The following is a 12,845-nucleotide window of genomic DNA, read 5'->3' as shown; positions in this document are numbered from 1 at the left end:
GCTTCTATGATGTGTTATAAATTTCTGACCAGCGTCTTGAACTGTTCGCCGCGGTCTTCCATGTTTTTGAATAAGTCGAATGATGCACAGCACGGACTCAGCAGAACAGTCATACCCGGTTCTGCCATTTCGTAGCAGGCTTCTACACATTCTTTCATAGAATGGGTGTCGCGTACTGGTATTCCGAGATTGTCGAAATTGTCGTGTAACTTCTTATTGTCGGCTCCAAGATATACAATGCCAGCACATTTCTCTTTTACTAATGGGATGATAGGACTATAGTCGTTGCCCTTGTCTTTTCCGCCAATGATGAGGATGGTCTTGTTTTTCATTGATTCCAATGCGTACCAGCATGCATCCACATTGGTGGCTTTTGAATCGTTAATATACTGGACGCCACGTACCGAACAAACCTTTTCCAAGCGATGCTCTACGCCGGGGAAGTCGCTGAGCGACTGGCGGATAATGTCTTTCTTGATACCTGCTATGTTGGTAGCGATACCTGCAGCCAGCGAATTGTAGATATTGTGTTTGCCCGTCAGACTGAGAGACTCCTGCTCCATGTTGAATGGTTCGGGTTTCTCAATCTTGTATTCTCCTTCTTCGATGTAACCGATGCTTCCTTTTTCTTTCAGTTCGGAGAAAGGATACAGTATGGCTTTGATGTCATATTTGCTCAGTTCGTTATGGATGATGGGATCATCGTTCCAGAAGATGAAGGCATCTTGAGGTGTCTGATTCTGGATGATGCGCATCTTTGCATCTACATAATTCTGCATGCAGAAGTCATATCGGTCGAGATGGTCTGGAGTGATGTTCAGCAGAATGGCAATGTTGGCACGGAAGTCATACATGTTGTCCAACTGGAATGAACTCAGTTCGATAACGTAAAAGGCATGTGGATCTTCTGCCACTTGAAGTGCCAGCGAATTGCCGATATTGCCTGCCAATCCTACATCGTATCCAGCCTCTTTGAAGATATGGTAGATGAGGCTCGTTGTGGTAGTTTTACCATTTGAACCAGTAATACATATCATTTTCGAATCGGTGTATCGACCAGCAAATTCTATCTCGCTGATGATATGAATGCTCTTCTCCTTCACTTTAACTATCATTGGTGCTGTGTCAGGGATGCCAGGACTTTTGATAATTTCATCGGCATTGAGAATCTTATCCTCTGTGTGTTGACCTTCCTCCCATTCGATATGGTGGTCGTCCATCAGCTTTTTATACTTGTCTTTAATTTTCGACATGTCGCTGACGAACACGTCGAAACCTTCTTTCTTGGCCAGTACAGCGGCGCCCGCACCGCTTTCTCCGGCACCTAATACTACGATTCTGCTCATCTTACTTTTAATGTTATAATCGTTATTGCTGCTAATATAATGGTTGTAATCCAGAAACGGATGGTAATTTTAGATTCATGGAACGGACGATGTGGCCAGTTGCGCAACAGATAGGTACTGGTACTGTCGAGTTGTGAATCAAGTCGGCGGAATGTGTCATGGATTGGTGTGGCACGGAACACACGTACGCGCTTGCCCTTACGTTTCTGCCATTTGAACCATTGGGTCTGGATGATGACACTCAGACTCTCGATGAAGAAAATGCCACAGAGAACTGGCAACAGCAATTCCTTATGGATGATGACTGCGCATACACCGATAATGCCGCCGATCGTCAGCGAACCTGTGTCGCCCATAAAGACCTGTGCAGGGTAGGCATTATACCATAGGAATCCTATCATGGCTCCGACGAAGGCACATAGGAATACTACAAGTTCCTGTGAACCGGGAATATACATGATGTCGAAGTATGCCGCATAGACAATATGACTGCTGACGTATGCAAAGATTCCAAGTGCCACACCAATGATGGCCGAGTTGCCGGCACACATACCGTCCATACCGTCGTTGAGGTTTGCGCCGTTGCTCACAGCGGTTACTACTATAATTGTCATAACGACAAAGAGAATCCATCCGGCTGCAACTTTATGTTCTCCGCAGAATGCCATGATGTTGGAATAATCGAGATTATGGTTCTTAAAGAATGGAATAGTCGTCTGCAGCGACTTGACATTTTCAGTCTTATGCTTGATAACAACTTCTTGATTCTGTTGTTGTACAGATATGTTTTCCCGTACTACAGCATCAGGACTCAGCCAAAGTGTTAATCCCACAATGAAGCCAATACTGATTTGTCCCACAATCTTATATTTGCCCTTTAGACCTTCCTTGTTCTTTTTGAAGATCTTGATATAGTCGTCGAGGAATCCAAGGAATCCCAACCATACCGTAGTGACAATCATCAGAATGAGATAGATGTTGCGCATTCTGCCCAACAGTAGGACAGGTACCAGAATGGCTACGATGATGATAATACCGCCCATGGTAGGAACACCTTTCTTTTCCACACCGAAGGGATCGATACTGGCGTCGCGAGCAGTTTCTGATATATGGTGTCGCTTCATCCAGCGAATGAATTTCTCGCCGAACCATGCCGAGATGACCAGCGATAGAATTAATGCCAGAAGTGCACGGAAGGAAATGTACGACCAGATATGTGCTCCTGGGATGTCGAATCCTTCTAAAAATCTAAACAGGTAGTATAACATAGTCTGAATTATGAGTTAAAAATATCTCTGACCACTTCGCGGTCGTCGAAATGATGTTTTACGCCTTTTATCTCTTGATAGTCTTCATGACCTTTACCTGCTATGAGGATGACATCGCCTTTTTGTGCCATCATGCAGGCGGTACGGATGGCTTCTTTGCGATCGACGATGCTCACGACCTTTTTCATCTGTTGAGGAGTGAGGCCCGCCAACATGTCGTTGATGATATCTTGTGGTTCCTCAAAGCGTGGGTTATCGCTGGTGATGATGACGCGGTCGCTCTGTTTGACAGCCTCTTGTGCCATGAGCGGGCGTTTGCCTTTGTCGCGGTTGCCTCCTGCGCCACAAACTGTGATGACGTGTCCCTCTTTGCCTTCGAGTACTTCGTGGATGGCATTAAGTACATTCTCCAATGCATCGGGAGTATGTGCATAATCTACTACGGCTGTGATTCCGTCTTTGGAACGAATCGGCTCCAAGCGTCCAGCCACGCTTTTCAGCGTACTCATCACAACGAGAACGTCTTCGGGATTCTTGCCCAGCATGACAGCAGCGCCATAGACAGCCAAAAGGTTGCTGACGTTGAACTTACCGATGAATTGCACGCCTACTTCTCGACCGTTGATTTCGAGATACATGCCTTCAAAGTGACATTCGATAATGTGTGCGCGGAAGTCAGCCATTTGGCGTATGGAGTAGGTCTTGATATTGGCTTTGCAGTTTTGAACCATGACGCTACCGTTTTTGTCATCGGCATTGGTGATGGCAAAAGCCTCTTTGGGCAGTCCGTCGAAGAATGCCTTCTTGGCGTTGCGATAGTTTTCGAAAGTCTTATGATAGTCGAGGTGGTCGCGTGTGAGATTGGTGAAGATGCCTCCTGCAAATGTCAATCCGCCGATACGTTTTTGCGCAATGGCATGGCTTGAACACTCCATGAAGGCGTATTCGCATCCAGCTTCAACCATGCGGTGGAGCAGATGATTGAGTTCGATGGGGTCTGGAGTGGTATGATCGGCTGCAATAGCTTCGTCTTCAATATAATTGCAGACGGTTGAGAGCAGTCCGCAACGGTGTCCGAACTTACGGAACATGTTGTAGAGCAATGTGGCGATGGTTGTTTTACCGTTGGTGCCAGTAACTCCCACCAGTTTGAGCTTCTTAGAAGGATTGCCGTAGAAATTGGTTGCCACCTGACCTACCACATCTTCGGTTGAAGCCACTTGCAAGTAGCTTACGCTTTCGATTTTTTCCTCAGGCATATCCTCGCAGAGAATGGCAGTTGCTCCCAGTTCTATGGCTTTGGCTATGAACTTGTGTCCATCAGTCTGTGTGCCTTTGATAGCCACAAAGAGATGTCCCTTCTCTATTTTGCGTGAGTCGATATTCACGCCTGTAATTTCGGTTTCTGCCGGTCCTGCTATTTGCAGGATGTTGACGGATTTCAGCAGTTCGCTAAGTTTCATATACCTTATTATATTATATAAGAGTTCAACATATGTTTATTTATTCCAATATCAGGGTGCAGACGGTTCCTTTTTGTAGTTTCTGTCCGGCTTGGCAACTTTGTCGTTTGACATGCCCACGGCCTTGGAGCTTTACTTTCATTCCTGTTGACTCCAACAGATAAACTGCATCTTTGGCGCCCATGCCCACAACATCGGGTACGATACCCTTGCCTACGTCGTGTTTGTGGAGAGCCACTTTGTTACTATGACGTTCGGCTGAGCCCCATATCGGGTTGCCGTCTGCATACGATCCGCTCCAGTTTTCTGAGGTTTTAATGCCGAGATGGCTCAATACATAGCCGGCGGCTCCCATATCGCCTCGTTTTACATCGGGTATTACTATGGAGTTTTCGTCATGGGCATCGTTGATGCCGAGTTTGAGGTTACGCGCCATTACACCTTCTGAAATCTGGTGGAACACATCGGCACTCATACCGCCAGAACCACCGTATCCTGATCTTTTGATGCAGACGATGCAGGAGTAGCGTGGCTTTTCTGCGGGGAAATAACCTGCAAATGAAAGCCAATAGGCAATACCTCCTGTTTTATAACCGCCACCCTGTGCCACTTGTGCGGTTCCGGTTTTTCCCGCCACATGGAACATTCTCGATCCGGCTTTCTTACCTGTGCCTTTGCTGACCACTCGTTCGAGTAGCGATTGCACGATTTTCACGGTTTTCATTTTAGCCATTCGTTTTTCCATGACTTTCGTCGGTGGATATTCCTCAACGACTTTCCCTTCTTTCATGATGTATTTCACAAAGCGTGGGCGCATCATCACACCATCATTGGCAATGGCGTTATAGAAGGTGAGTGTGGATATTGGTGGAAGCTGAGTCTCGTATCCTATCGACATCCACGGTAGTGCGGTCTTACTCCAGTTGAGCCATTGTCCTCGCTTGTTCTTCTTGGGCATGCGGATGTGAGGTCTTGCATATCCCTGAATGGGCAGCTTGAGGTCGGCTGCAAGTCCTGTGCGGTAGATTCCTTCCACATATTTCTCAGGTCGGTTGCCGTAGTTTTCGTCGATCACTCGGCTGATACCGATGTTCGAACTGACTTCCATCGCACGTCCGAGAGAGATGTAGCCATAACCGCCTTTTCGCCAGTTGTGGTCTTTCATCTGTGCGCCGTGCATGGGCCAGATGCCTCCAGCTGTTTCTATGTGTTGTGCGGTATCAGCCACTCCGTCGTCGAGCGCCACCATGACAGATGCGGTTTTGAATACCGATCCAGGTTCGCGCAGGTCAGCCACGGCAAAGTTTTTTGTTTCGCGGAATACGTCGCCTGGGCAACGCTCCATGTTGACAATAGCCTTGATATCGCCCGTCGCCACTTCCATGAGGATGGCAACGCCGAGGTCGCAGTTGTCTTTTTTCAGTTCTGCCACGAGTGCGCGTTCTGCCAAGTCTTGCATGTTGACATCAATAGTTGTGACGATGTCGCATCCGTCGATGGGTAGCGTGACCGGAATGTTCAGTTGTGCGTTGAGCACTTTGCGTCGCTTATTGAGACCTGGTGTTCCGCGGAGAATTGTGTCGTAAGCCAGTTCCAGTCCGAGTCTGGCGCTGTCTTTTGCGCCATACATAGAACCGATGGTGCGTTCGCCCAGTGATCCGAATGGGCGCCGGCGTGCATTAAATTCCTCTTCGTGGAATCCGCTTGCGTTTTTCGAGAGTGAGAAGAACGGCAGCGCCTTCACCTCCGTATAGGTGTTGTAGGTGATGCGTTTGGGCCAAATGGGCCAGTGGCGTGCCTTTTTGTTGTGTCCTTCTTCGAGATGTCGTTTGAACTCCGCAGCCGAACGCTCAGGGAATATCTTGCTGAGACCTGTGCAGACAGAATCCACTTTGTCGTTCCATAGCGAGTCTTGGTTCTCGTTATCTATACCGAAGTCCATATAGATTTTGTATTCGGGAATAGAACTTGCCATGAGTTGTCCGTCGCAACTGAGGATATTTCCTCGGTTGGGCTTGACGGTAATACTGTCGCTCTTGAGTCTGCTTGCCACCTCTATCCAGTATTGTTTCTTTGCCGTCATGGTATAGAATGCCTTTCCGATAATCATAATGAATACGATTACCAGTGCGAAAGCGATCCAGAAATACCGCTGTGCTATGCTGCTATTGTTTATTTTACTCATTGACGGGTTTAGTTTTCGGGCACTTGTATAATATATGGTGGCTGGTCGGCTATGTGTAATACCGAGTCCTTGTTTTGTTGAAGTGTTTCGAGTACATGGCTCTCACGGCATTTTTCGGTGAGTGTGCTCGATGCTGCCAATGCTTTGTTTTTAGCATCCTTGAGCTGAATCTCCAGTTTTCGTATGGTTACCATGTCTTGCTGATATTGATAGCGGAATGCGATATAGACGAGTGTGAATGCCACCACGAGGAGAATCAGTCCGACTTGAGCGCGCACAAAGTCTGCCGTCAGGAAGTCGCCGCCCAATACGCTCTTCATGCTGAGCTGTTGTCCGGGATGGGTATCGCTGTCCTGTGCCGTCTCCTGTATCTTCTTCAGCGTCTCTTGCAGCTGCTGTTCTGCCTTTTCGGCGCGCATCTGTTTTTTACTGACGGCGGCGTCTTCTGTGGTTTCCTTATTCTCGTCGAGAATGATGTCTGAATCTTTATTTGTCATTTTCTTGTGGTGTTATTCTGTTTTCTCTGCTATTCTCAGTTTTGCGCTACGGCTTCTGGGATTGTTTTGAAGTTCTTCGTCGCAGGGTGTGATGACCTTGTTGTTGACCAACCGGAATGGGCTGTTGATGCGTCCGAAGAAGTCTTGTTCTATTTTTCCTTCCACATTACCGGCTTTCATCACGTTTTTCACGAGTCGGTCTTCTAATGAGTGGTAGGTGATGACGCTCAGTCTTCCGCCTTTTCCCAACATTCGGGTTGCTCCCAGTAACATGTCGCGCAGGGCGTCCATCTCATGGTTGACTTCGATGCGAAGTGCCTGATAGAGTCTCGCCATGTCTTTTTTCTCCCGCTCGGAGCGCATTAGCGGTTCGATGACGGTGGTCAGGTCGCTTGTTGTGACGATGGGGTGGGCGGCTCTTGCCTTGACGATGGCGGCGGCGATGCGTCGTGCACTCTTCATTTCTCCGTAGAGGTAGAAGATGTCTGCCAACTGACTTTCTGCATAGTTGTTGAGAATATCGGCTGCAGTCGTACCTGCGCGTTTGTTCATTCTCATATCCAATGGTGCATCGAATCGGAAGGAAAAGCCCCTGGTCTCGTCGTCGAAGTGGTGGCTTGATACGCCAAGGTCAGCCAACAGCCCGTCGATATGGTCGATGCCATAGTAACGCATCCAGTTGCAGAGGTAGCGGAAGTTGCTTCTGACAAAGGTGAAACGGTCGTCATTCACGATGTTTTGCTCTGCATCGGCATCTTGGTCGAAGCTGTAGAGATGTCCATTGGGACCGAGATGACGCAGTATTTCGCGCGAATGTCCACCTCCGCCGAATGTCACATCTACATAGATGCCGTCGGGCTTGATGTCAAGTCCGTTGATGCTCTCGTTGAGGAGCACAGGTACGTGGTATGTTTCTGCCGTTTTTGCCATGCCGGTTTAGAGTTTATCGTTGTCTGTCATCAGTTCTTCGAGTGCGTTTCCGAAGTCTTCGGCACTCATTTTCTGCTGTTCTGCCTCGTTATTGCTCCATATTTCGATGGTGTCGCCCATGCCGATGAATCGGATTTCTTGTTCGATATTAGCCATCCGTTGGAAGCGTTTGGGTATGAGAAAACGACCGTTTCCGTCAAGGCTGACAAGTTCTACGTCGCTCACAAACTGTCTAAACACTTGCTGTTGGGTCTTATTCCAGCGGTTCAGTCGTTGGCGCATGCTGTCCATTTGCTCGTTCCATACAGATTCGGGATAGAGCACGAGGCAGGTCTGAAACACGTCTTTTCTTAGCACAAGACGCTCTTCACCCCCAGTCTGCAATACTTTTCTGAATGTTGCAGGCAGGAATGCACGCCCCTTGGCGTCAGCCTTTGCTTCTATATTACCTAAAAAACGCATGCGTACTTATTTATAATATGATTTTAATTCTCGCTTGCAAAATTAAACAAAATCCTCCATATTTCCCCACATTTCCCCACTTTTTTTATGATTATTTTTGTAAGTGTAATGTTAATAGTGTGTAAGTGGTTGATTTATAGCGGTATTCTTAAATATTCGTAAGTGACATTCCGGTGGAGCGTTTTTGTAATATTGAGGTTCGGTTTTACAGTAAAGCGTATTGTGTTTTTGAAGTCTTGGCGTTAAGCTCTCGCAAGCGAAACTTTAACTTGCATTTTGACGAACTTCATCAAACCCTTTGTCTTCGGGATATGTTCGGGATGCCTTCGGGATGAAGTCGCCCGCAGGAGCATGTGGGCAACTCAAAACAGAGTCAGATGAAAGTCTTGTATTCTTTCGATGAAATTCTCAACTGAGTCCGATGGAAGTCCGATGAAAGTCCCAAGTAAGTCCCAAAACTTGCGGTTGATTATGCGAAAGTGAAGGGAGAATGATGGGAAGAAAATGGGAAACTTGTCGATGCAGAACAAATCAAAAAGTTGGTTGATAACCGAGTAAGGCAGACAGTTTCTTGCTCGTTTTTGTGGTTATTTTATGCTGTTTGCTATTTGAGTAATGTTGCAAAAACGTCCAATGTGATTACAAAAACACGAAGATTAAAAGTTTTTCGTGAAAAAATGTGCTGTTTCTCAAACTAATTTCTTAATTTTGCATCTGATTAGTATGTATGTAAGAGAGAAATGAATCAGATAACAGAGAAAACGATTGATATTGACCAGATACTCAAGAATAAGTTGGGTGCCAAATCCAAATGGGTGCCCCGCCCATTGGTATCGTGGCTGAAACGTATTGTGCATCAGGATCGCGTCAACGCATTCCTGTGGGAAAGCCGCCATAAAACAGGTACCGAATGGCTCGAAGCTTGTGTCGAATATCTGCAAATGACCATCAAAATCGTGGGCAAAGAGAATCTTCCCGATCCCAACGACGGCCGCCTCTATACCTTTGTCTCCAACCATCCGTTGGGCGGAGAAGATGGTGTAGCGCTCGGCGCCATTATCGGTCGTCATTACGACAGTCGATTCCGTTATCTCGTCAATGACCTGCTGATGAATCTTCCAGGACTGGCTCCGCTTTGCATTCCTATCAACAAAACAGGTAAACAAGGCCGTAACTTCCCGGCAATGGTGAAAGCTGGCTTTGAAAGCGACAACCACATGCTGATGTATCCTGCAGGCATTTGTTCACGTCGCCGAAACGGTGTGATTCGCGATGTGGCATGGAGCAAGACTTTTATTGTCAAGAGTGTGGAGTATCAGCGCGATATTGTGCCCATCCATTTCAGTGGGCAAAATTCTGATTTCTTCTATCGTTTGGCTAATTTTAGCGACAAACATCTGAAGTTTAACCTTGCCATGCTTTTCCTTGTAGATGAAATGTATAAGAACGTAGGCAAAAACTTTGAAATAAAAATAGGAAAGCCTATTCCCTGGCAAACCTTTGATAAATCGAAAACACCGATGGAATGGGCACAATATGTGCAAGATATCGTGTATAGTCTATAAACCAACAGAAGAACAACCTATAGCTAACAGACAGATAAATAAATGGAACAGCCAATTATTCAACCCATTGACAAGGAAGTGCTCAAAAGCGAACTGACGCCCGACAAGCGCCTTCGCATGACCAACAAGAGCAACAATGAAATCTATGTCATTACCGCACACAATGCACCCAACGTGATGCAGGAGATCGGGCGACTGCGAGAGATTGCTTTCCGCGAGGCTGGCGGAGGAACTGGCAAGGAAGTCGATATCGACGAGTTTGATACGTGCGAGCGATGCTACAAACAGCTCATCGTGTGGAATCCGGAGGCGGAAGAGATTATCGGAGGTTACCGTTATTTGCTGGGTACTGACTGGGAGTATGATGACAAGGGACAACCTATTCTTGCCACCAGTCACATGTTCCATTTCTCTGAAAAGTTTATCAAAGACTATGCACCCCAGACCGTAGAACTCGGTCGGTCGTTTGTCTCGCTTCCTTATCAGTCGTCTCGCATGGGCGCCAAGAGTCTCTTCGCACTCGATAACCTGTGGGATGGACTTGGCGCACTCACGGTTATTCGTCCTAATATACGCTACTATTTCGGAAAAATGACCATGTACCCCTCTTATATCCGTAAGGGACGCGACATGATTCTCTATTTCTTGAAAAAGCATTTCGACGATAAAGAACATCTCATTATCCCGATGAAACCGCTACAATTGGAGTCTGACGTGCGCGAATTTGAGGCGCTCTTCTCTGGCAAGGACTTTAAAGATGACTATCGTATCCTCAATCGGGAGATTAGAAAGTTGGGCTATAATATTCCCCCATTGGTTAATGCTTATATGAGTTTGTCGCCCACCATGAAACTCTTTGGCACAGCCATCAATTATGGTTTTGGCGATGTGGAGGAAACGGGAATCCTTATAGCCGTTGACGAAATACTTGAAGAGAAGCGTCAGCGCCATATCGACTCGTTTGTTCAGTCGCATCCTGAGGCTTTGAAGATTACAAGCGGCGCTAATAATGTTATCTATAAAGAGAAGACGCCCCAAGGAGAATAAGGAGCGCTTTCTATGGATTTTCAGATAATCGGTTCCATTGCAAATATCCTTGAATGATGGTGGGAGAATTGCGATGGAACCGATGTTTTTTGCTGTTTTGGCTCAAAGGTCTAATCGAGAAAGAAGCTGATTGCTTTAGCCCACTCCCGATGCGTCAATCAAGTTTGGCTTATACGATAGGTAGTGAAATACCGTTGATCTTCTGATAAACGTCGAGTGCATAAACATCGGTCATTCCTGCAATATAGTCGATAACCGCCATGATGCGTGTTTCAAGGTTGTCGGCCTGAATATCGTATTGGCTGGAAACCCTACTGATGAGCTGTTGTGAATAGTAACGCTCGGGATGCATGACGGCTTCGGTCATTTGTTTCATGAGCGTTTCCATAATCTTATAACCCGAAAGCTCCACGTCAAGAACCGGTCGGCTGCGATAGATGCGCACCTTTGAAAGTTCAGCACACCGGCGGTAGGCCTCTTTTTGAGTGGGATGGATGTGGTCTATCAAACAGCCGGTAAACGTACCGTTGAGAATGTTTTCTTCGTTTTCGACAAATGCGTTGGCACATTCGTTTTCTAACTTTCCGATCACGCAAGCACGCAAATACACAATCTTTTCGTTGGTGTCCTGCAACGCCTCGTCGTCGATGCGTTGGCGAATCTTCGCCTGGGTGGCTTCGTCGAAGAAGTTGAGCAGTAAGCGCTCGGTCTCTTCGTATGATAGAATCTTCAGTTTGTGAGCATCCTCAATATCCATGACTTCATAGCAGATGTCATCGGCAGCCTCTACCAAATAGACTAATGGATGGCGTGCGTACCGCAAGGGCTCTTCTGTGTGGGATAAGCGAATTATCCCCATTTCATCGGCAATTCGTTGGTAGAAATCCTGTTCTGACTGAAAGAAACCGAATTTGCCCTTCTTGCCAGCTGCCGATGAGGCATAAGGGTACTTTACGATACTTGCCAGCGTGCTGTAAGTCATGACGAAACCACCTGTGCGCCGCCCCTTAAACTGATGGGTCAACAGGCGAAAAGCATTGGCATTACCCTCGAAATGGGTGATGTCGTCCCAAAATGCATCACTTACCAACGGTTTCAGTTGCAGTCCTTCGCCTTCGGTAAAGAAGGTTTGAATGGCTTTCTCGCCACTATGACCAAATGGCGGATTGCCCAAATCGTGTGCCAGACAGGCCGTTGAAACAATCTGCCCAATCTGTTCAAAAAGTGTATCTTTCAGTTCGGGACGATTCTCGGCAATAAGTCTTTGCGCCACATCGTTGCCCAACGACATTCCCACACTTGCCACTTCCAGCGAGTGGGTAAGGCGATTGTGAACAAAGACGCTACCCGGCAGAGGAAATACTTGCGTCTTGTTTTGCAGTCGTCGAAAGGGCGCCGAGAATATCAGTCGGTCGTAATCACGCTTAAATTCAGTACGGTCGTCGTGGCGCTCGGTGTGGCGATGCTCCTGTCCGAGGCGTTTGTTTGATATGAGTTTAGTCCATTCCATGATGGCAAAGTTACTAAAAAGTATGAAACCTACAAAGTTTTCTGCAAAAAACGATGGCAGTTTGGTAGGAATTCTGTAAATTTGCACATTATTATAAATAAACCAACAAATGCTGAAAATTAACGCTATCAATCGTGGACGCCAACCTATGCCCACATACGCCACATCGCAAAGTGCGGGAATGGATCTCCGTGCCAACCTTGAAGAGCCTGTTGTGCTCCATCCTATGGAGCGTCGGCTCATACCCACCGGACTGCATATTGCATTGCCTGAGGGTTATGAAGCACAAGTAAGACCCCGTAGCGGATTAGCGCTGAAGCATGGTTTGACCGTACTTAATGCCCCTGGCACTATCGATGCCGACTATCGCGGTGAGATTGGTGTGGTGCTTATCAACTTATCGCAGGAAGACTTCACCATCAACGACGGAGAGCGCATTGCCCAGTTGGTAGTGGCACGATATGAGCAAGTGGAGTTCTCACTCGTAGAAACACTCGATGAAACCGAGCGTGGCGAAGGCGGGTATGGTCATACTGGCGTGAAGTAATTAGTAGCGCAGTAACAGACGAGAT

General features: G+C 47.0%; 11 protein-coding genes. 3 read left to right on the top strand and 8 right to left on the bottom strand.

What is annotated here, in order from left to right; translation table 11 throughout:
* Positions 1-14: 14 nt before the first annotated feature.
* From murD to mraZ, 7 genes are read right to left on the bottom strand one after another with little or no spacing between them, the layout of a single operon-like run.
* Positions 15-1,346, bottom strand: a complete 1,332-nt coding sequence (gene murD / locus CIK90_RS09290) for a UDP-N-acetylmuramoyl-L-alanine--D-glutamate ligase (RefSeq protein ID WP_094465060.1) — start codon at positions 1,344-1,346, stop codon at positions 15-17.
* Positions 1,343-2,614 (bottom strand): phospho-N-acetylmuramoyl-pentapeptide-transferase, encoded by a 1,272-nt coding sequence (locus tag CIK90_RS09285; RefSeq protein WP_094391743.1) that lies wholly within the window; start codon positions 2,612-2,614, stop codon positions 1,343-1,345. Before CIK90_RS09285 ends, murD begins: the two co-directional genes overlap by 4 nt.
* 8 nt (positions 2,615-2,622) lie before the next feature.
* A complete protein-coding gene (locus CIK90_RS09280) occupies positions 2,623-4,077 on the bottom strand; it encodes a UDP-N-acetylmuramoyl-L-alanyl-D-glutamate--2,6-diaminopimelate ligase (RefSeq protein ID WP_094465058.1) in 1,455 nt (484 codons plus the stop codon).
* 40 nt (positions 4,078-4,117) lie between these two features.
* On the bottom strand, positions 4,118-6,262 hold the full coding sequence (locus tag CIK90_RS09275) for a penicillin-binding protein (protein ID WP_094465056.1): 2,145 nt from the start codon (positions 6,260-6,262) through the stop codon (positions 4,118-4,120).
* Positions 6,263-6,270: 8 nt separating this feature from the next.
* Entirely contained in the window at positions 6,271-6,759 is a 489-nt protein-coding gene (locus CIK90_RS09270; protein WP_254046324.1) for an FtsL-like putative cell division protein, read from the bottom strand.
* A gap of 12 nt (positions 6,760-6,771) precedes the next feature.
* Entirely contained in the window at positions 6,772-7,689 is a 918-nt protein-coding gene (gene rsmH, locus CIK90_RS09265; protein ID WP_094465054.1) for a 16S rRNA (cytosine(1402)-N(4))-methyltransferase RsmH, read from the bottom strand.
* A 6-nt stretch (positions 7,690-7,695) separates the two neighbouring features.
* Positions 7,696-8,151 carry a division/cell wall cluster transcriptional repressor MraZ gene (gene mraZ, locus CIK90_RS09260; protein WP_094439787.1) on the bottom strand — a complete coding sequence of 152 codons (456 nt, stop codon included), beginning with the start codon at positions 8,149-8,151 and terminating at the stop codon, positions 7,696-7,698.
* 740 nt (positions 8,152-8,891) lie between these two features.
* Between mraZ and CIK90_RS09255 the strand changes: the two genes are divergently transcribed.
* On the top strand, positions 8,892-9,716 hold the full coding sequence (locus tag CIK90_RS09255) for a glycerol acyltransferase (protein ID WP_094391748.1): 825 nt from the start codon (positions 8,892-8,894) through the stop codon (positions 9,714-9,716).
* Positions 9,717-9,758: 42 nt separating this feature from the next.
* Entirely contained in the window at positions 9,759-10,763 is a 1,005-nt protein-coding gene (locus CIK90_RS09250) for a GNAT family N-acetyltransferase (RefSeq protein ID WP_094434639.1), read from the top strand.
* Positions 10,764-10,932: 169 nt separating this feature from the next.
* Here the strand turns inward: CIK90_RS09250 and dgt are convergent, their stop codons facing one another.
* Entirely contained in the window at positions 10,933-12,273 is a 1,341-nt protein-coding gene (dgt, locus tag CIK90_RS09245; protein WP_094465082.1) for a dGTP triphosphohydrolase, read from the bottom strand.
* A 109-nt stretch (positions 12,274-12,382) separates the two neighbouring features.
* On the opposite strand from dgt, the gene dut reads away from it, so the two are divergent.
* The gene (gene dut / locus CIK90_RS09240; RefSeq protein ID WP_094391750.1) at positions 12,383-12,820 is read left to right on the top strand and encodes a dUTP diphosphatase; all 438 of its coding nucleotides are present in this window, start codon (positions 12,383-12,385) and stop codon (positions 12,818-12,820) included.
* Positions 12,821-12,845: the final 25 nt, after the last annotated feature.

The organism is Prevotella sp. P5-126 (assembly GCF_002251185.1).
In the GTDB taxonomy this organism is placed as follows: Bacteria; Bacteroidota; Bacteroidia; order Bacteroidales; family Bacteroidaceae; genus Prevotella.
Note: the sequence above shows the minus strand (reverse complement) of the source record. Positions and strands in the feature narration are given on the sequence as shown.

Excerpts from the sequence above, each read along its gene's own strand:
- CIK90_RS09285 (WP_094391743.1), bottom strand. The coding sequence starts at position 2,614 with ATGTTATACTACCTGTTTAGATTTTTAGAAGGATTCGACATCCCAGGA.
- CIK90_RS09280 (WP_094465058.1), bottom strand. The coding sequence starts at position 4,077 with ATGAAACTTAGCGAACTGCTGAAATCCGTCAACATCCTGCAAATAGCA.
- dgt (WP_094465082.1), bottom strand. The coding sequence starts at position 12,273 with ATGGAATGGACTAAACTCATATCAAACAAACGCCTCGGACAGGAGCAT.
- CIK90_RS09255 (WP_094391748.1), top strand. The coding sequence starts at position 8,892 with ATGAATCAGATAACAGAGAAAACGATTGATATTGACCAGATACTCAAG.
- CIK90_RS09250 (WP_094434639.1), top strand. The coding sequence starts at position 9,759 with ATGGAACAGCCAATTATTCAACCCATTGACAAGGAAGTGCTCAAAAGC.
- murD (WP_094465060.1), bottom strand. The coding sequence starts at position 1,346 with ATGAGCAGAATCGTAGTATTAGGTGCCGGAGAAAGCGGTGCGGGCGCC.
- rsmH (WP_094465054.1), bottom strand. The coding sequence starts at position 7,689 with ATGGCAAAAACGGCAGAAACATACCACGTACCTGTGCTCCTCAACGAG.
- mraZ (WP_094439787.1), bottom strand. The coding sequence starts at position 8,151 with ATGCGTTTTTTAGGTAATATAGAAGCAAAGGCTGACGCCAAGGGGCGT.
- CIK90_RS09275 (WP_094465056.1), bottom strand. The coding sequence starts at position 6,262 with ATGAGTAAAATAAACAATAGCAGCATAGCACAGCGGTATTTCTGGATC.
- dut (WP_094391750.1), top strand. The coding sequence starts at position 12,383 with ATGCTGAAAATTAACGCTATCAATCGTGGACGCCAACCTATGCCCACA.
- CIK90_RS09270 (WP_254046324.1), bottom strand. The coding sequence starts at position 6,759 with ATGACAAATAAAGATTCAGACATCATTCTCGACGAGAATAAGGAAACC.